Source organism: Thioclava sp. GXIMD2076, from assembly GCF_037949795.1.
Lineage (GTDB): Bacteria > Pseudomonadota > Alphaproteobacteria > Rhodobacterales > Rhodobacteraceae > Thioclava > Thioclava kandeliae.
The window spans coordinates 323,170-342,509 of sequence record NZ_CP149934.1 but is presented as its reverse complement, the minus strand read 5'-3'; the positions used below and the strand labels follow the sequence as shown (position 1 = coordinate 342,509).

Annotated in this window: 12 protein-coding genes; 10 read left to right on the top strand and 2 right to left on the bottom strand. The window is 61.6% G+C overall.

Translation table 11 applies throughout. The features are described from left to right. Positions 1 to 292: 292 nt before the first annotated feature. Together WDB91_RS18585 and WDB91_RS18580 are read right to left on the bottom strand one after the other, a co-directional pair. Positions 293 to 3,607, bottom strand: a complete 3,315-nt coding sequence (locus WDB91_RS18585; protein WP_339115156.1) for an error-prone DNA polymerase — start codon at positions 3,605 to 3,607, stop codon at positions 293 to 295. Beyond that, positions 3,604 to 5,073, bottom strand: coding sequence for a DNA polymerase Y family protein (locus WDB91_RS18580; RefSeq protein ID WP_339115155.1), 1,470 nt, complete (start codon positions 5,071 to 5,073; stop codon positions 3,604 to 3,606). Before WDB91_RS18580 ends, WDB91_RS18585 begins: the two co-directional genes overlap by 4 nt. 212 nt (positions 5,074 to 5,285) lie before the next feature. On the opposite strand from WDB91_RS18580, the gene WDB91_RS18575 reads away from it, so the two are divergent. The 10 genes from WDB91_RS18575 to WDB91_RS18530 all read left to right on the top strand — a co-directional run bounded on the left by WDB91_RS18575 (position 5,286) and on the right by WDB91_RS18530 (position 19,296). Continuing rightward, a complete protein-coding gene (locus WDB91_RS18575; RefSeq protein ID WP_339115154.1) occupies positions 5,286 to 6,449 on the top strand; it encodes an ABC transporter substrate-binding protein in 1,164 nt (387 codons plus the stop codon). Positions 6,450 to 6,529: 80 nt separating this feature from the next. Further along, on the top strand, positions 6,530 to 9,301 hold the full coding sequence (locus WDB91_RS18570; protein ID WP_339115153.1) for a methyl-accepting chemotaxis protein: 2,772 nt from the start codon (positions 6,530 to 6,532) through the stop codon (positions 9,299 to 9,301). A gap of 1,364 nt (positions 9,302 to 10,665) precedes the next feature. Then, a complete protein-coding gene (locus tag WDB91_RS18565; protein ID WP_339115152.1) occupies positions 10,666 to 11,694 on the top strand; it encodes a LacI family DNA-binding transcriptional regulator in 1,029 nt (342 codons plus the stop codon). A gap of 234 nt (positions 11,695 to 11,928) precedes the next feature. Continuing rightward, positions 11,929 to 12,873, top strand: coding sequence for a sugar ABC transporter substrate-binding protein (locus tag WDB91_RS18560; RefSeq protein ID WP_339115151.1), 945 nt, complete (start codon positions 11,929 to 11,931; stop codon positions 12,871 to 12,873). 52 nt (positions 12,874 to 12,925) lie between these two features. Continuing rightward, complete coding sequence (locus WDB91_RS18555) at positions 12,926 to 14,455, top strand: sugar ABC transporter ATP-binding protein (protein WP_339115150.1); 1,530 nt, start codon at positions 12,926 to 12,928, stop codon at positions 14,453 to 14,455. Positions 14,456 to 14,491: 36 nt separating this feature from the next. Continuing rightward, complete coding sequence (locus WDB91_RS18550; protein WP_339115149.1) at positions 14,492 to 15,511, top strand: ABC transporter permease; 1,020 nt, start codon at positions 14,492 to 14,494, stop codon at positions 15,509 to 15,511. 71 nt (positions 15,512 to 15,582) lie between these two features. Continuing rightward, positions 15,583 to 16,509 (top strand): sugar ABC transporter substrate-binding protein, encoded by a 927-nt coding sequence (locus tag WDB91_RS18545; RefSeq protein WP_339115148.1) that lies wholly within the window; start codon positions 15,583 to 15,585, stop codon positions 16,507 to 16,509. Positions 16,510 to 16,554: 45 nt separating this feature from the next. Then, positions 16,555 to 17,448, top strand: coding sequence for a sugar phosphate isomerase/epimerase (locus tag WDB91_RS18540; RefSeq protein WP_339115147.1), 894 nt, complete (start codon positions 16,555 to 16,557; stop codon positions 17,446 to 17,448). Between the two features lie 14 nt (positions 17,449 to 17,462). Continuing rightward, entirely contained in the window at positions 17,463 to 18,473 is a 1,011-nt protein-coding gene (locus tag WDB91_RS18535; RefSeq protein ID WP_339115146.1) for a Gfo/Idh/MocA family oxidoreductase, read from the top strand. A gap of 22 nt (positions 18,474 to 18,495) precedes the next feature. After that, positions 18,496 to 19,296 carry a TIM barrel protein gene (locus tag WDB91_RS18530; RefSeq protein ID WP_339115145.1) on the top strand — a complete coding sequence of 267 codons (801 nt, stop codon included), beginning with the start codon at positions 18,496 to 18,498 and terminating at the stop codon, positions 19,294 to 19,296. Positions 19,297 to 19,340 lie beyond the last annotated feature (44 nt).

The following is a 19,340-nucleotide window of genomic DNA, read 5'->3' as shown; positions in this document are numbered from 1 at the left end:
TCCATACAACCTGATTTGCCGGACTGGCAATAATCCAGAGCCCGAAACAACCCGATTATGCGATTTCGTGAGGATCGATTAAAGCAAGAGGAGGTTAGAGCGGCGGCGATCTCAGGGAGGAGGAGGAGATCGCCGCCTGTTTCCAAGGCTCAGGGAGGAGGAGAGAGCCTTCGAAATTCTGGGCAGCGCTTGGCTGCGTTGGAGTTAAACTACCCAATGTGCCGCGTTGCAGAAAGCCCGATTCTTTGCAGAGCCGCCTTGCATCTGGTGCATGGCCCGCCATCGTGGCACCTTAATGGAAATCGCGGCTGGGAAAGAGCCGTTTGGCCTGCTCGCGCGGGTGGCGGGCCGAACCACGAGGCTGGGACGGGCGGGGGCGGGGCGCGTCATCGGCCTGTGGCTGGGTCTGGCCGATCACATCCTCCAGCGGATGGCCCAGATCCGAGAGCCTGTGCGACAGATCCTCGATCCGTGCAGCGATCAGATGGGTGACGATCCCCTCGCGTTGCAGTTTGCCGGTCACGCGCAACAGGCGCCCTCCCATTACGGCGCGGCGGAACTGTTGATAGACCTTGGGCCAGACCACCACATTGGCCACCCCCGTCTCGTCCTCAAGCGTGAGGAACACCACGCCAGAGGCGGTGCCGGGGCGCTGGCGGGTGATCACGAGGCCGCAGATCTTGGTCAGACGCAAGGGCGCGTCCGTCAGCCGGTCATGGGGCAGGGTCTCGGGCAGGGAGGGGCGCAACAGCTCCATCGGATGGGCGCGCAAGGTCAGCCGCATGGCGACATAATCCTCCACCACCTCCTCGCCCAGATGCATATTGGGGAGCGTGACCACAGGCTCGCGCAGCCCTTCGCCATCAAGCGGGTCCGAAAACAGCGGCAAAGGCGCGGGCGCCCGGATCGCCTTCACCGCCCAGAGCGCATCACGCCGTGTCAGCCCCATCGCGCCGAAGGCATCGGCCTCGGCCAGCCGTTCCAGCACCGCGGGCGCGATGCCCGCCCTGAGCCACAGGCTCTCGGGGTCGGGATAGCCATTGCCGCGTGCCCCCGTGATCCAGTCCGCATCCTCGGCGCGGAAGCCCTTGATCTGGCGGAACCCGAGCCGTAGGGCCAGCGTCCCATCGGCACGGCGTTCCAGCCGGTTGTCCCAAGCGGAATGGTTCACACAGATGGGCCGCACCTCCACCCCGTGCTCGCGCAGATCGCGCACGAGCTGGGCGGGCGCATAGAACCCCATCGGCTGCGAATTGAGAAGCGCACAGGTGAAGATCGCGGGATAGGTGCATTTGAACCACGAGGAGACATAGGTCAGCATGGCAAAGGCCGCCGCATGGCTTTCGGGAAAACCGTAATCGGCAAAGCCTTCGATCTGGGCGAAACAGGCCTCGGCCACCGCGTCGCTATAGCCGCGCGCCTTCATTCCGCGGACGAAACGATCGCGATGCTCGCCGATCGTGCCCATCCGCCGGAACGAGGCCAGCGAGCGGCGCAGCTTGTCGGCCTCTTCTGCCGTATAGCCCGCCCCGATCACTGCGATCTGCATGGCCTGTTCCTGAAAGAGCGGCACGCCCAGCGTCTTGCGGGTCACGGCCTCCAGCTCGGGACCGAAGGGCTCTGGCGCCTCCAGCCCCTGACGGCGGCGTATATAGGGTTTGACCATGCCGCCCTGGATGGGGCCGGGCCGCACGATGGCCACCTCGATCACCAGATCGTAGAACTCCTTCGGCTTCATCCGCGGCAGGAAGTTCATCTGTGCGCGGCTTTCCACCTGAAACACCCCCACCGCATCGGCGCGCTGGAGCATCGCATAGGTTGGTCCGTCGTCCTGCGGAACGCTGTCGAGGCTATGCCGGATGCCTTCGTGCTCCTCCAGCAGATCGAAACTCTTGCGCAGACAGGTCAGCATGCCCAAAGACAGCACATCCACCTTGAGAATGCCGAGCGCGTCGATATCGTCCTTGTCCCATTCGATACAGGTGCGCCCCTCCATCGCGGCATTCTCGATCGGGCAGAGGTCATCGAGCCGCCCTTGGGTGATGATGAAGCCGCCCACATGCTGGCTCAGATGGCGCGGAAAACCGATGATCTCGCCAATGAGCCGCAATGTCAGCGCGAGGCGATGATCGCTCGGGTCGAGGCCCAGCTCGCGCACGCGGTCAAGGTCGGTTCCGGCATTCGACATCCCCCAGATATCGCCCGAAAGCCGCGCCGTGACATCCTCGCTCAGCCCCATCACCTTGCCCACCTCGCGGATGGCGGCGCGGGTGCGGAAATGGATGACGGTGGCGCAGAGCCCCGCCCGCTCGCGCCCGTAGCGCTGGTAGATCCACTGGATCACCTCCTCGCGCCGTTCATGCTCGAAATCGACATCGATATCGGGCGGCTCGCCCCGATGGCGCGAGATGAACCGCTCGAAGACCATGCCGATCATATCGGGAGAGACATCGGTGATGCCGAGAAGGTAGCACAGGATCGAATTGGCCGCAGAGCCCCGCCCCTGACACAGGATGCCACGGCTGCGTGCCTCGGTCACGATATCATAAACGGTCAGGAAATAGGGCGCGTAGCCCAGATCGCCCACCAGTTCCAGCTCCTTGGCCATCAGCCCGTAGACCCGCGCCGTTGCCCCGCGCGGATAGCGCCGCGCCAGCCCCTCCTGCGCCAGCCGTTCGAGGCGGGTCTGGGGTGTTTCCTCGCCGGTCTCCTCGAGCGGATATTGGTAGCTCAGCTCGCTCAGGCAGAAGCTGCAGCGCGCCGCGATTTCGAGACTGCGTTTAAGCGCTGCCGGATGGCGGTGATAGAGCCGCGCCATATCGGGCGCGCCTTTCAGGCGGCGTTCGGCATTGGGCAGGGCGCGTGTGCCGATATCGTCGATCTTCATCCCCTCGCGCAGGCAGGTCAGCACATCGGCCAGCTGGCGGCGATGGGCGCGGTGCATGAGCACATCGCCCACCGCCACCATCGGCGCCGAGGCCCGTAGCGCGAGGGCCGCGCAGGCATCGAACCACGCCTGATCCGAGCCGTCATAACGCGGCGCTGCGCCGGTAAACACATAGCCCGGATAGCGGCGCTGCATCCGGCCCAAGGGGCGGGCGGCCAGTGCAGGATCGGCGGGGGGCAGGGCGATGAGGATCACCCCCTCGCAGTGCTCCAGCAGATCGGCCAGCTCCAGATGGCACTCGCCCTTTCCCGCGCGCCTTTTACCAAGGCTGAGGAGCCGCGAGAGCCGCTGATAGGCGGCCAGATCGGTGGGCAGCGCCACCCATTCGACCGGATCATCGCGCAGCACCAGCCGCGCCCCCACGATGAGCCGCGGTAGTCTGGGCGCGGGCGGCACCGGCAGATCCTTGGGCTGGCCCATCTCCTGGCGCGAACAGGTATCGACCTGCGAAGAGGATCGCACCCGCAGGCTTTGCGTCATCTCCTCGCGCAGCGCCTTGAGCGCCGAATAGGCCCGCACCACACCCGCCAGAGAGTTGCGGTCGGTGAGGGCAATCGCCTCGAGCCCCAGCTCGGTCGCGCGCAGCATCAGCTCCTCGGGATGCGAGGCACCGGTGAGGAAGGTGAAATTGGAGGTGACACAGAGTTCGGCATAGCTCATGCGAATTCTCCCTGGACGAACCATGCGGGATTTTGCGGCGTATAGAACAGCCAGAGCCTGCGGCCCTCGCGCGTGTCCACCTGCCAGTAATCGCGCAGCCCCGCATGGCGGCCCTCATCGGGCAGCCACCATTCGGGGGCGATGCGTTCGGGGCCGGTGGTGCGACCGGTCTCGAAGCCCATGCGCCGCCAGCGGAAACGGGCGGGCGGGCGCGGGGTCTCCTCTCCCATGGTGCCGGTGACCGGCTCGGGCGGGAAAATCTGCACGGGGCGCGGGCGGGGCGCGCTCCATGCCGGATCGGGCGTGCTGAAGGCGGCGGCCGCAAGGGTGAAGGCGCGTTCGGGGATATGGCTTTCGGCGGGTAGGAAGCGCTGGATGTTCTCCAGCCCGATCCGTGTGCCCAGACGGGTTACCAGATCGTCTAGCTGGTCGGGATTATGGCGCGCATGGCCCAGCTGGACCATGGCCAGAGGTTCGATCCCCACCGCTTCGAGGCGCAGCATATCGATGCCGAACCCTGCATCGACCTCCGCCACCCCGCGCGCGAAAAGCGGCAGGATACGGGCGGGATCGCGCATGGGGGCAGCCAGACGCAACTCGACCTGCTGGCTCGCCTGATCGACACGGCGCAGCGTCAGGAGCAATCGGCGCGCGCCTTTCTCATGGCGGGCGAGCTTGTCGCAAAGCGGCACCAGCAACCGCTCGACCCCGCCCATGACATCGGCGCTGAGCCCGATCGGCTCGGGCAGGCTCATGCGGGTGGCAAAGCTGGGGGCTTCCTCCTCGGGAGTGACCGGTTCGGGCATGATGCCCATCGCCTGATCGAGCCGTTCCATCAGCCCCACCCCGAAACGCCGCGCCAGAGGCGCGCGGGCCGCGCTCTGCAGATCGCCGATCTGGCGCAGCCCCAGCCGCTGGAGGGCGGTGACAGTCTGCGGATCAATCCGCAGCGCGGCCACCGGCAGCTCGGCCAGATCCTGTATATGTCCTTGCCCGTAATGCGCAAAAGCCCATGCCGCGCCGCGGGTATGTCCGGCCCCCAACCGCAAGGTCAGACCGGTGCGGAGCGCGCGCGCGCGCATATCCTCCAGCATCTGCGCCTCGCCGCCAAAGAGATGCGTGGAGCCCGTCACATCCAGTACCAGCCCATCCGCGCCCTCGCGCCCGACCCAGGGACAATAGCGCAACGCCCATCGGCGCAGCCCCGACAGGAAACGGGCATCGAGATCGGGGCGGGCAGGGGCAGTGAGGAGATCGGGGCAGAAGGCACGGGCATCGGCCGCACTCATCCCGCGCGCCAGACCTGCCTTCTCGGCCGCATCGTTCAGGCAGCTGAGGCGCTCGGCATTGACCACGCGCAGCGTAAGTGCGAAGGGGCCCGTGACGGAAGAGCCGCGTAAAACGCGGTCTGTGGCCAGTCTTGGAAACCACATGCTGATGATGCGTCTGTCCTGTGCAGCAAACATGACAGGTCCTTTTTGTTCCTGTTATGTTCTTATAATTTTATCGATCCGGAGAGTCGAGGATTCGCTTTGGCACCGAGGCGGATCCGCGTCTCCGTTAAGGGATAGTCCCTGCATTTCGGGAATTGTTTACCACGTTCTCCAAAAACGTGTGCCGATAAGGGATAAAAAACTTTTGGTTGTCATCCTGCTGCCGACATCAATCGCGGGAAGGGATGAGAATGATCAAGTCATTTTGGGGTGCGCTGACGGCAGCATCCGTCATTGCGGCGGCGCCGGTCTGGGCAGAGCAGGGTGTGACCGACAGTTCGGTGAGCTTTGCGCAGGTGGCGGCAATGGAGGGGCCTGCAGCCGCTCTGGGGACGGGGATGAACCTTGGCATCAAGGCCGCCTTCGAAGAGGCTAATGCCGCAGGCGGCGTCAACGGGCGCAAGGTTTCGGTCGAGGGCTTCGACGATGGCTACGAACCCGATCGCTCTGTCGAGCAGGTGCGCAGCGTCATCACCGGCAACGACTATCTGGGGCTGATCGGTCCGGTCGGCACCCCCACGACACAGGCCACACAGCCCTTGGCCACCGAGGCGGGCATGCCCTATATCGGCCCGTTCACCGGTGCGGGCTTCCTCCGCGACCCCAAATTGACCAATGTGGTGAATATCCGTGCTACCTATGGCGCCGAGACCAAAGTCTGGATCGATTATCTGGTGGGCACTCTGGGCCTGAAAGATATCGCCATTCTTTATCAGGATGACGGGTTCGGCCGCGTCGGGCTCGAGGGCGTGACCAAGGCGTTGACCGATCGCGGTATGTCGCTGGTGGCAGAGGGCACCTACACCCGCAACACGGTCGCGGTGAAGACCGCGCTTCTGGATATCCGCAAGGCCAATCCGCAGGCCGTTGTGATGGTGGGGGCCTATAAACCCATCGCGGAATTCATCAAACTGGCTCATAAGATGAAGATGGATGCGGTCTTCGTGAATATTTCCTTCGTGGGGTCCGATGCGCTCTCCAAAGAGCTCGGAGCAGAAGGCGAGGGCGTCATTATCAGCCAGGTCGTGCCCTTCCCGTGGGATGACAGCCTGCCGCTCGTGAAGCAATATCAGGCCGCCCTGAAAACGGTCGCGCCCGATGCTGCACCGGGCTTCGTGACGCTCGAAGGCTATATCACCGGCCGTGTTGCATTGGCTGCGCTCGAAAAAGCGGGGACCGATGTGACCCGCGAAAGCTACCTGGCCGCATTGCAAGATCTGGGCACACTCGATCTGGGTGGCTTCTCGCTCACTTATGGCGCCGGCGACAATCAGGGCTCGGATGACGTGTTCCTGACCGAGATTCAGGCGGATGGCTCCTTCAAGCCGCTCGCATTGGGCGATGGCTGATATCTGATAGCTGCCCCCGCTTGTAGAGCAAGCGGGGGACATCGATCTCTCCGATTTCTAGAGTTTGGAAAGTTCTCTGCATGCCACTGGCGAAGAAGTTATTTGGAAGTATCATGCTGCGCGTCATGATGATCATTGCCGTTATCGGTGCGATGACAATCACCGCAGTGGTCATTGGATGGACCGTGTTCCAGTCCATTTCAGGTGCAGTGACGGACTTTACAGCAAACCGTTTGCCGCTTTTGCAAGATAGTGCTCGAATTACAGCAACGGCAGGCAAGATGCGGGGACATCTGATTGATCTGATGACGGCCCCGTCTGCAGAGGCGCTGCGCACGATCGGAGAAGAGACCGAGAAAACGCTTGATGAGACAAGAGAGATCATCTCGGGTCTGCCGGCGGAGCGCCAGCAGGCCTTGATGGACGCTTTAGCCAAAACCGATGCCGCCCTGAACACCCTGCGTGCCGCGCGCGCCGACGAATATCAGCAAGAGGAGATGATTTCCCATGCTGTCGAAGAGGCGGCCGGGCTTGAGGTCGATGTCGCCACGGCGCTGGCGGATGCGGTAGACAACGCCTATTTCGAAATGGTCCTGAGCGGGGAGGATACGATATCCCAAGTGGATGAAAACCTGACAACCCTTTTGGATCAGGATGTAGCGCAGCTGACGACCGCTTTACAGGCACGGGCGGAAATGAACCTGATCTCGGGACTTGCGCTGAGCGCGGTACAGACGGCAGATCCAGCGATCCGGTCCATTCTGGCGGATATTGCGCAGGCCTCGAGCAACAGCCTGACGGAGCTTTTGCAAGACCTGGCAACATCCGAGCAGACGCAACCTGCCGCCGCCGCAGTCACAAATTTGCAGACCCGCCTGATGCCCGTCTTTACCTCGTGGAGTGCGGCGAGCTCCGTGGATACCGCCGAAATCTTCGAGTTGCGGCGCCTGGCAGAACTCGAACTCAATACGGCCCTTGATGATATCGGCTTCGATCTGATCATCAAAGGTGACGATACAAAAACGGCCAACCAGACGGCGTTACGTTCCCTTCTGGACGAACAGGTCCGGATGATCCGGAACATGGGCGCATTGGACGCTAGCACGAAGCACTTCTTTGCCGAGGCGCTTCACACCGCCTTGGCACGAGACCCGCTCGAGTTGGCACGCCGGCAAAGCGTACTCGTGACAGCGGGAAGAGAGCTGACCGCCCTTAGTGCGACCGCAGATCCCGAACTACAGGGCCGGATCGGCCATCTGGTAAAACTGGCGGACCCCGAGACCGGACTTGCGGCCAACCGTGCCCTCGGTTTTGCGGCAAGCACCCGTGCGGGCGAAGCCCAGATAGATGCCGCGCAAAACGTCACGGAAATTGCCGATCTGATTGCGACAGAGGCGAATGGTGCACGCTCAGCCATCATCGAAATTTCCAAGATGATATCGGCAGACGTCTCGTCCGCACAGACGCAGATTGGCGGCATCGGTATACTTGCTCTTATCATTATCGTGATCGCTCCGGCATTTGCATGGGTCATGATCATCAAGCCGCTCAATCTGATCACACGCGTGACGGAACGCCTTTCCCAAGGCGATCTGGCTCCGGTAAACGGGCTGCCCAGTAGCGGCGAGTTGGGCCGGTTAGCAACGGCCCTATCGATTTTCCGCAACAACGCACTTGACCAGAAACGCCTGCAACAGGAAGAAAAAGACCGCGAACTCGCAGATCGTGCCCGCGAGAAAGCCGCTGCCGAGGAGGCGCGCCGCCGCGAAGAGGAAGAAGAGGCCCGCGAGAAACAGCGTCAGGCCGATGAGGATGCGCGCGCGCAGGAGGATGCTGCGCGGATCGAGGCGCAACGTCAGCAGGAAGAGGCTCGACAGGCACAGCAAGCCCGCGAGACGAGACAGGTCGTCACGGCTCTCGCCCAAGGGCTGGCCGCTTTGTCGCAAGGTAATCTCGCGCATCGCATCAACGAAGAATTTCCGACCGATTACGAAGCCTTGCGCCATGACTTCAATGTTGCGATCGGTAATCTGGGCGAGGTCATCCGGCAGGTGACGGATTCTGTATCGGTTATCGGCGCCTCGTCCACGGAGATCGCGCAAGCCTCCTCCGATCTATCCCGGCGCACGGAATCCACCGCGGCCACGCTCGAAGAAACAGCTGCGGCGCTGAATGAGTTGACGGCCTCCGTTTCGTCTTCGACCGAAAGCGCAAAACGTGCGAATATGCGGGTCATATCGGCCCGTGAAAGTGCCGAAACGAGCCGAAGCATCGTTACCGACGCCGTCTCCGCAATGGGCAGCATCGAACATTCGTCACAGGAAATCAGCAAGATCACCTCGGTTCTCGACGATATCGCATTCCAGACCAACCTGCTTGCGCTCAATGCAGGGGTCGAAGCAGCACGGGCGGGTGAAGCAGGGCGTGGGTTTGCAGTCGTGGCGTCCGAAGTGCGCGCCCTTGCATTACGGGCGGGAGAGGCCGCCAGCCAGATCAACGGTCTGATCGCTGCATCGAACAGCCATGTTCAGAACGGCGTGGCCTCGGTTGGTCAGGTCAGCGAAGCGCTGGAGAATATCGTAAGTTTCGTGAAAGAAATCTCGGAGAATGTCGCGGGGATTTCCGCAACATCGGATGAGCAACTCTCGGGGATTGGCGAGATCAATTCCGCGGTCGGACAGTTGGACGGGACGACTCAAAAGAATGCAGCGATGTTCGAGGAGACAGCAGCGGCCTGCGGCGCGCTCGAACGCGAAGCGTTGCAACTGACACAAGTCGTGGACCGCTTCCATATTCCGCTCACCGATACGGGTCTGGGAGATCACGACGGGTTCGCGCAAGATGTTGCATAATGCCTGGAAGACCAACTCGGGCTCAGGTTCCATGTGATGGTGTAGTTCCAAAGGGGGGCTTGAACTTACTGTCGGGTCGCGCAGGCCGGTCTATTCTTCGGTCTGCTGCATTCGGATAGCGGCTCGTGCAAGGGCTTACGAAGGCCGAGACCACATGCCTGCTGCTCTTGGCCCATGTGGAGCAAGGCAATGCGCTAACAATGGCCGTGGCATTGTTGTTATATCGTCGAGAGCCCCTGCGATGTAGCCGCATTTCTACTTGCGTGTGCATTGGATGGGATCAGCTAGAAATCGGCAGGCCGCGATGTACACGATCACGCAAGAACTCGGTCCGGAAGCTCGGCCTCTGATGCCCTTACAGATATTCCCGAAGTTTCATACCTGCCATCGGTCTCAACCCTCACCACAATGGTGACGGCGATGCTGATGAACTCAGCTGGCGCACTTTGATCCTGCTCGTATCGATCCGGAGAAAGGGCCGGTGCCCTCGATGGGTGGTGTCATGAAAAGGCCGACACAATCATCGCCTGTATCAGATTATCTGCGGATCGCCTCGAAACGCTATGAACATAGGCCTCATCATTAATAGCGATCCGCGTCTTTGCGATCGCTCGACGTGTCCTTAGAGAAAGACAGCCGATACGCACCCGTCCGCGCCAATATCGAACTCCATCAGGTGCTCCGCAGTGACGCCAATCATCTCGCCCAACAAACCGGTATCGCGGCTCAGCGCGAGAAGCGCGAAGGCTCATCATGGATTTGCTTATCAGGTTGCTGGGATCTGATGATGTTTCAGACCCCCTCACAAAAAATCTGATGGCCATCGGAGCTCCATCACCCTCCCCAGAATAAGCTCGAGGGTCTGGCACGACCAGTTGGACCTCCATCTCGTCGAGAATATGGATGCGGTGGCGTAGGTTGCCATCGAGTGACTCTGGTCTTGCAAAAACAAGTGTCCCAACATGGGGAACGGCGGGACGATGCCCGCCCATAAACCGAAAATGGCTGTCGAAATTCTATGATCCCCCCCCCAAAAAAAATCGTGGCGGGCGCATGTCATAAAACACGGGGCAGAATCTCTTCTATCCCGACCGATTGTAATGTCTCAGAAAAGCGCGCAATCGCAAAAGAATAGTCGCGTTGTCTTCCATCAGAGGGCGCGGGAGCGTCTTGCCGGTCCGGCCACGCGGCAACGGGCTGGCTTGCGACCGTTCAGCATAGGATTTCCGGCTATCCCACAGGAAACTTGCAGATTTGATAGAAAATGAAAGCCTGATGATGACAGTATTTCATTTTCTGCTGAACTTCCGGCATCAGTAGAGCCGAGGAGACATGTGGGGCTTTTGCTCGGGGAGGGGAAACAGATGGGCAGACCGACGATTACGGATCTGGCGCGGGCCGCTGGGGTCAGTGTGGCGACAGTCGATCGCGTGCTCAACGGGCGCTCGCCCGTGCGCGAGGAGACCGCCAAGAAGGTTCATCAGGCGGCCGTAACTATCGGCTATCATGGCAGCAATATGATCCGGCAGCGCATTCTGGCGGACCGACCGACCCTGCGCCTTGGGGTGGTACTGCAAAAACCCAGGCATAGTTTCTATCTCGAATTCATCAGCGCCTTCGAGCGGCAGGTGCAGGCGATCCTGACCCGCCGCATACAGCTTGTCTTCCATCATCCTCAATCGACTGATCCGGCGGAGTTGGCCGATATTCTGGAGGGCCTGACCGGGCGGGTCGATGCGGTTGCAGCCACAGGCGTCGACCATCACCGGATCACGGCGGCCGTGGGGGTGCTCAAGGCCGCGGGTATTCCGGTGTTTTCGCTTCTTTCGGATTTCGCGCAGGGGGTGCGCGAGAGCTATTTCGGCATGAACAATCTCAAGATCGGACGGCAGGCGGGATGGTGTATCTCGAAGATCAGCAAGCGGCCCGGCAAGGTCGCGCTGTTTATCGGCAGCTCGCGCTATCATGGGCATGTGATGCGCGAGACGGGGTTTCGCTCCTATCTGCGCGATGTGGCCCCCGAATTCGAGATGATCGACACCCAGATCAATCTGGAAACGCGGGCATTGACCCATGAGGCGACGCTGGAACTGCTCGACCGGCATCCCGATCTCTGCGGCCTGTATGTGGCGGGAGGCGGGATGGAGGGCGCGATCTCGGCGCTCCGCGAGACGCGCGGGCCGGAGGAAGTCCTGCTGATCGTGAACGAGTTGACGCCGGAATCACGGCTGGCCCTTCAGGACGGCTATGCCGCAATGGTCTTTGGCACTCCGATCGAGGATCTGGTGCGCGAATTGCTCGATGTCATCGTTTCGACCCATGAGAATGGCACGGCTGCCGTTCCGGGGCAGCGGTTCTTCCCGCCGCAGCTGTGGACCTCGGAGATTGTATGATGATGGGTTTCTTTCATTTCCGCTGTCTCTATCTCTCACGAATGAAGCGCCATGACGTTTCAACATGATTGACGGATGTTAACGGAATAGGGATCTTTCCCTAGCGCCAAAGCGGAGAGGAGCCGCTGCGGTGCTATCGGGGCATGTATCGCGCCGCATGGGAGCGGCCCGTAGTCCCGATCATCCGGCAAGACCTGAGCGACGCTGCCGGACGTCGTATCTGGAGGAGAACATATGAAAACGCTTTTGGTATCGACCGCTTTGGCGGCATCGATGGCTGGTGCCGTGCATGCAGAGAATATCGGCGTGTCCATGGCCCTGTTCGACGATAATTTCCTGACCGTGCTGCGCAACGGGATGATTGGTTATGGCGAGGGGCTCGAAGGGGTGACCCTGCAGGTCGAGGATGCCCAGAATGATGTGGGCAAGCAATTGAACCAGATCCAGAATTTTGTGGCGCTTGGCGTTGATGCCATCATCGTTAACCCGGTGGATACTGACGCCACGATGGCCATGAGCCAGGCCGCAGCCGATGCCGGCATCCCGCTCGTCTATGTCAACCGCATTCCGGTCAATCTCGACCAGCTTCCCGATAACCAGGCTTTTGTAGGCTCGGACGAGAAGGAATCGGGCACGCTGGAGGCGCAGGAAGTCTGCCGCCTTCTGAAAGAACAGGGCAAGGGCGAGGGTGCCAAGGCTTTGGTGATGATGGGGGAACTCTCCAATCAGGCGGCGCGGATGCGCACGCAGGACATCCATGACGTGATCGCAACCGATGACTGTTCGTTTATCGAGATCGTCGACCAGCAGACCGCGATGTGGTCGCGCACGATGGGCACCGACCTGATGACCAACTGGCTTTCGGCGGGCCTGCAATTCGATGCGGTGATCTCCAATAACGACGAGATGGCGATCGGGGCCATTCAGGCGCTGAAAACCGCAGGCATCCCGATGGAGGATGTGGTCGTGGGCGGGGTCGATGCCACGGCCGATGCGCTGACCGCCATGTCGCAGGGCGATCTGGATGTGACCGTCTTCCAGAATGCGGCGGGGCAGGGGCGTGGCGCGGTTGATGCGGCACTCAGCCTTGCGCGCGGCGAGGATCTGGAGCGCACTGTCTATGTGCCCTTCGAGCTCGTCACCCCCGACAATCTTGCCGATTACACCGCCAAGAACTGAGGCCCAGAGGGGGCGTCTGCGCCCCCTTTCCGTATGCGAGAGGGAGGATCACATGCCAGATGGTGCCAAGGCCTTTGCCCACGAACCCTATCAGGGCGAGTATATTCTGGAAGTCGATAAGGTTCGTAAGGAGTTTCCCGGCGTGGTGGCGCTCGATGATGTGCAGCTGCGCATCCGTCCGGGCACGGTCCATGCGCTGATGGGCGAGAACGGTGCGGGCAAATCGACGCTGATGAAGATCATCGCCGGCGTCTATACGCCCGATCGCGGCGAGGTGCGTTTTGCGGGGCGGCCTCTGGATATCAAGACGCCCGTAGATGCGCTCAACTCCGGTATCGCGATGATCCATCAGGAGCTGAACCTGATGAACACCATGACGGTGGCCGAGAATATCTGGATCCGGCGCGAGCCGAAGAACGGGTTCGGTCTGGTCGATCATGCGCGTATGCGGGCGATGACGCAGGCGCTGTTCGACGATCTGAATATCGGGCTCGATCCGGCGGCGATGGTGGGCGATCTGACGGTCGCGCAAAAGCAGATGGTCGAGATCGCCAAGGCGGTGAGCTACAATTCCGATGTGCTGATCATGGATGAACCCAGCTCGGCGATCACCGAGACCGAGGTCGAACATCTCTTCGCCATCATCCGCGATCTGCGCGCGAAAGGCGTGGGGATCGTCTATATCACCCATAAGATGAACGAGTTGTTCGAGATTGCAGATGAGCTGACCGTCTTCCGCGATGGCCAGTATATCGCGACCGTCAGTGCCAGCGACGTGACCCGCGACGACATCATCCGCATGATGGTGGGCCGCGAGATCACCGATATGTTTCCCAAGATCGACTGCGAGATCGGGGAGACCATCCTCGAGGTCCGCGGGCTCACATTGCCGGGCACCTTTCATGATGTCAGCTTTAGCCTGCGTCGTGGCGAGATCCTCGGGCTGGCAGGGCTCGTGGGGTCGGGACGCTCGAATGTGGCCGAGGCGATCTTTGGCGTGACTCCTGCGGGCTCGGGCGAGATCCTGATCGACGGGGTGCCCGTCGCGATGGCCTCGCCTCAGGTGGCGATGGAACACGGGCTGGCCTTCCTGACCGAGGATCGCAAGGAGACGGGCTGTTTCCTGCAACTCGACTGTCTGGCCAATATCCAGATGGCGCTTCTGACGCGCGACAAGGTCAGTGGTTTGGGTTTTGTAAAACAGAAGGAAATCGAGGCGCTGGCCGAAGATTATGCCGCCAAGCTGCGGGTGAAGACCCCCAATCTGGCGGAGACGGTGGAAAATCTCTCGGGCGGAAACCAGCAGAAGCTGCTGATCGCGCGCTGGCTTCTGACCAATCCGCGCATCCTCATTCTCGACGAGCCGACGCGCGGGATCGATGTGGGCGCGAAATCCGAGATCCACCGTCTGATCACCCAGCTGGCAGGGCAGGGGGTGGCGGTGCTGATGATCTCGTCGGAACTGCCGGAGGTCTTGGGCATGTCGGACAGGATCATGGTGATGCACGAGGGCCATGTGAGTGGCTTCCTTGATCGGGCGGAGGCAGATCAGGTGCGTGTGATGGAGCTTGCGGCGAGATAACGCCGCAAGTCAGGGGAGTTAGGGAGGAATGCCATTATGGCGACGCAAGATGTAAATATGGAGGATGCGCGGGGCACGGCGCATCGCAAGTTGCCGCAGGAGGTGAATATCCTGCTGGTGCTTGTCGGGATTGCCATTGTTTTCGAGATTTTGGGCTGGATCTTTCAGGGCCAGTCCTTTCTGGCCAATATCGGCCGTCTGAAGATCATGATCCTGCAGGTCTCGGTGGTGGGGATCATCGCCGTGGGGGTGACGCAGGTCATCATCTCGGGGGGGATCGACCTGTCCTCGGGCTCGGTCGTGGGGGCCGTCGCGATGGTCTCAATGTCCTTCGCGCAATCGGCGGAATACGCGCGGGCGGTCTATCCGGCGCTGACCGATATGCCGGTGATCGTGCCGATCCTGATCGGGCTTGCTTGCGGGGCGGTGGCGGGTTTCATCAATGGCTGGCTCATCGCCTATACCAAGATCCCGCCCTTCATCGCGACTTTGGGGATGATGGTGGCGGCGCGCGGTTTTGCCAAATGGTATACCAAGGGACAGCCGATCTCTTTCCCCACCGAGAGCTATGCGATGCTCGGCAAGGGAATGACGCCCGTCTATATCTTCATCGCGGTGGCTGTAATCTTCCATATCGCGATGAAATATACCCGCTATGGCAAGTTTACCTATGCGATTGGCGCCAATCCGCAGGCCGCGCGTGTCTCGGGGATCAATGTCGAGCGCCATATTATCAAGCTCTATATGGTCGCGGCCATGCTTGCCGCGCTTGCGGGCATCGTGGTCGCCGCCCGCGGCCAGACCGCGCAGGCCGGCATGGGCCTGATGTATGAACTCGACGCCATTGCGATGGCGGTGATCGGCGGCACGTCTCTGGCAGGTGGACGCGGCTCGATCATCGGGACCTCGATCGGCATGGTGATCTTCGGGGTCATCATCTCGGGGTTCACCTTCCTCCGGCTCGACGCCTATTACCAGGAAATGATCAAGGGCGTGATCATCGTGGCCGCCGTGGTCGTGGACACCTACCGCCAGAAAAAACGCATCAAGAAATAACCTCCCCCGCGGGGCGGCGAGAGGCCGCCCCGTGTGAGCCATGACGATTATCTATCAACGGGAGAGAGACAATGAAGACCAGACTTGCAGCCCTCGCGCTAGGCACTGCCCTGACGGCGGGGATGGCCCATGCCGAGACAACCGTGGGTGTGTCGATGACCAGTTTCGACAACCCCTTCCTCACCATCCTGCTGGACGGTATCCGCAGCGAGGCCGCGACCCATTCCGATCTGACGCTCTCGGTCGAGGATGCCCAGCTCGATGTGGCCCGCCAGCTCAATCAGGTGCAGAACATGGTGGCCAATGGCGTCGATGCGATCATCGTCAATCCGGTGGATGGGGCGGCCACGCCCGCGATGACGGCGGTCGCGCGCGATGCGGGCATCCCCATCGTCTATGTCAACCACCCGCCCGCCGAGCATGAGAACATGCCCGAAGGCGCCTCCTTCGTGGGCTCCGACGAGAAACAGTCGGGCACCATGCAGACAAGGGCCGTCTGCGAGATGCTGGGGGGGAAGGGCAAGGTGCTGGTGCTGATGGGCCCTCTGGAGAACGAGGCCTCGATGGTGCGCACCCGCGACATCGAGGAGGTGATCTCCCAAGCCCCCTGTGACGGGATGGAGATCGTCGACAAGCAGGTGGGCAACTGGAACCGCACCCAAGGCGCGGATCTGACCACCAACTGGCTGACGGCGGGCATCCCCTTCGATGCGATCATCTCGAATAATGACGAGATGGCGATCGGGGCGATCCAGTCGCTGCGCGCGGCAGGGGCCGATATGGACCGGATCGTGGTGGCCGGTATCGATGCCACGCCCGACGGGCTGGCCGCGATGCGCGCGGGCGATCTGGATGTGACCGTGTTCCAGAACGCGACGAAACAGGGGCAGGTGACGTTGCAGACCGCGCTCGACATGGCCGCGGGCCAGAGTGTCGAGGGCAATATCTGGGTGCCGTTCGAGCCCGTCACCCCCGACACGCTCGACCAGTATAACTGACACAGCGTGGCGGGGCCTGCCCGCCACAAGACGACCGGAGTTTTCATGAAACATACGCTAGACCCGCATATGATCCGCCATCTTTCGCTGGAGGAGACCTGCCGCAAGACCGCCGAGCTGGGTTACGATTATATCGAACTCTCGCCGCGCCCCGATTTCCTGTCCTGGTGGACGCGCCCCAAGGTCTATCCCGAGCGGATTGCCAGCTTCAAAAAAGCGCTGAAGGACCATGGCGTGGGTCTGGCGACGCTGCAGCCGATGTATCGCTGGGCCAGCCCCTATCCCGATGAATGGGAGAACGCGATCGACAACTGGAAACGCGCCATCGAGATCGCGATCGAGATGGACTGCCCGATGTTCGTCTCCGAATTCGGCCGCGGAGGCTCGCCCAACCGCTCGCTGAATGACCGTTCGGGCGTGCACCGCCCCGAGACCTGCGAGATGCAGTTCTTCCGCGCGATGGATATCCTCGTGCCGATCCTCGAGCGGGAGGGGCTGACGCTGTCGCTGGAAGCCCATCCCGAAGACTGGCTCGAGGAGATCGCGCCGGCCATCAATATCATCAAGACGATCAATTCGCCCGCGGTGAAGGCGTCTTTCATCGCGCCGCATACCTTCTTCTACGGCCCCGATATGGAAGCGAACCTGCGCGCCACGGCGGGCCATCTGGTCCATGTGCGTCTGGCCGACACCTATGACCATAACAAGTCGTCGGAGCTGCGCTATATCGTGAACCCGCCGGAATCCAAGGTGCGGGTGCACCAGCATCTGGATATCGGGCAGGGCGAGATCGACTGGGATCTCTTCTTCAAGACACTGGCCGATATGGAGTTCGACGGTGTGCTGTCGAATTGCGTCTTTGCCTGGGAGGACCGCGCCGAGGCGAGCGCCGCCTCCATGCTGGCCTCGACCAAAAGCTATATCGCGAAATATTTCTGATAAGGATCAATCCTATGACCGTAAGAGTAGGTGTTATCGGCACCGGCATGATCGGGCGCGATCATACGCGCCGTCTGCAACAGGTTCTGGCAGGGGCCGAAATGGTGGCGCTGGCCGATTACAGTTTCGATGCGGCTTGCGCCGCGCAGGCCGATCTCGCGCCCGAAGCCACCGTCTATGCCACGGGCGAGGAGCTGATCGCAGCTGCGGATGTGGACGCCATCCTCGTCACCTCGACAGGCTCGACCCATGAGGCCTATGTTCTGGCCGCGATTGCCGCGGGCAAACCCTGTTTCTGCGAGAAGCCGCTGGCCACGACCGCCGAGGGGGCCAAGCGCATCGTCGATGCGGAAGTGGCGCATGGAAAGCGCCTCGTGCAGGTCGGGTTCATGCGCCGCTATGATGCGGGCTACCGGATGCTCAAGGAAGTGGTCGACACCCAGATCGGCACACCGCTGATGGTCCATGCCGCCCATCGCAACCCGTCCGTGCCCGAAGCCTATCTGACGCCGATGGCGATCCATGACACGCTGATCCACGAGATCGATGTGCTGCGCTGGCTGCTGGATGATGACTATGTCTCGGCGCAGGTGGTGTTCCCGCGGGTCTCCTCCAAAGCCCATGCCAAGCTGCGCGATCCGCAGGTGGTTCTGCTGGAAACGGCCAAAGGCGTGCGGATCGATGTCGAGGTCTTCGTGAATTGCACCTATGGCTATGACATCCAGTGTCAGGTCGTGGGCGAGGAGGGGCTTGCCAATCTGCCCGAGCCGATGGCCATCACCAAGCGTCTGGGTGCCGAGCTGAAGAACGATATCCTGACCGACTGGAAGGACCGTTTCGTCGCGAGCTATGATGTCGAGCTGAAGGACTTCATCGCGGCCGCGCAGGCGGGCACCGCCTCGGGACCCTCTGCATGGGATGGCTATGTCGCGGCGATCACCTCCGATGCCTGCGTCACCGCACAGGATAACGAGGGCACGATCATCCCGATCACCCTGCCAACCCGCCCCGCTCTCTATAACTGAACCCTTTGCCAAAGGTGAGATCATGCGTTTTGCACTCAATCATATCTGCACACCGAAACTGTCGCTGGCCGAATTCTTTGCGCTGTGCCGCCGTCAGGGCGTGACCGAGGTCGAGATCCGTAACGACATTCCCGATATCCTGGGCACGATGGCCCCCGCCGAGGTGCGGGCGCTGGCCGAGGAATACTGGATCACGATCCTCTCGATCAACGCGCTCTATCCGTTCAATGTCTGGTCGGGCGACCTGCCTGCCCGTGCCGAGGCGATGGCCGATTATGCCGCCTCCTGCGGGGCCAAGGCGCTGGTGATGTGCCCGCTCAATGACGGCACGCCGGTCTCCTTCGAGGACACCGTCGCGGCGCTCCAGGCCATGAAACCGGTGCTCGAGGCGCGCGGCCTCACGGGGCTTGTCGAGCCGCTGGGCTTTCCGGTCTCCTCGCTGCGTCTGAAATCGGTGGCGGTCAAGGCCATCGAGGCGGCGGATGGCATGGGCACCTACAAACTGATGCATGACACCTTCCACCATCATCTGGCCTCCGAGACCGAGTTCTTCCCCGAAATGACCGGTCTGGTGCATCTGTCGGGCGTGACCGATCCGGAGGTGGCCGTCGAGGATATGCTCGATGCGCATCGGGTGCATGTCGATGGCGCGGACCGGCTCGAAAATATCGCCCAGATCCGCAAGCTGATCGAGCTTGGCTATCAGGGAGCCTTCTCCGTCGAGCCTTTCGCGGAGGAGGTGCATCTGGCCAAGGATCCCGAAGCGGAAATCGCGGCGAGCCTTGCCTATATGCGCGAGGCAGTCGCCGCCGCGGATGCCTGAAACGCGGTATCACCGCAGGTAAAAGCCCGGTCGGAAGCGTGGTC

Coding starts and splice junctions, on each gene's coding strand:
- WDB91_RS18585 (WP_339115156.1), bottom strand. CDS start 3,607: ATGAGCTATGCCGAACTCTGTGTCACCTCCAATTTCACCTTCCTCACC.
- WDB91_RS18580 (WP_339115155.1), bottom strand. CDS start 5,073: ATGTTTGCTGCACAGGACAGACGCATCATCAGCATGTGGTTTCCAAGA.
- WDB91_RS18575 (WP_339115154.1), top strand. CDS start 5,286: ATGAGAATGATCAAGTCATTTTGGGGTGCGCTGACGGCAGCATCCGTC.
- WDB91_RS18570 (WP_339115153.1), top strand. CDS start 6,530: ATGCCACTGGCGAAGAAGTTATTTGGAAGTATCATGCTGCGCGTCATG.
- WDB91_RS18565 (WP_339115152.1), top strand. CDS start 10,666: ATGGGCAGACCGACGATTACGGATCTGGCGCGGGCCGCTGGGGTCAGT.
- WDB91_RS18560 (WP_339115151.1), top strand. CDS start 11,929: ATGAAAACGCTTTTGGTATCGACCGCTTTGGCGGCATCGATGGCTGGT.
- WDB91_RS18555 (WP_339115150.1), top strand. CDS start 12,926: ATGCCAGATGGTGCCAAGGCCTTTGCCCACGAACCCTATCAGGGCGAG.
- WDB91_RS18550 (WP_339115149.1), top strand. CDS start 14,492: ATGGCGACGCAAGATGTAAATATGGAGGATGCGCGGGGCACGGCGCAT.
- WDB91_RS18545 (WP_339115148.1), top strand. CDS start 15,583: ATGAAGACCAGACTTGCAGCCCTCGCGCTAGGCACTGCCCTGACGGCG.
- WDB91_RS18540 (WP_339115147.1), top strand. CDS start 16,555: ATGAAACATACGCTAGACCCGCATATGATCCGCCATCTTTCGCTGGAG.
- WDB91_RS18535 (WP_339115146.1), top strand. CDS start 17,463: ATGACCGTAAGAGTAGGTGTTATCGGCACCGGCATGATCGGGCGCGAT.
- WDB91_RS18530 (WP_339115145.1), top strand. CDS start 18,496: ATGCGTTTTGCACTCAATCATATCTGCACACCGAAACTGTCGCTGGCC.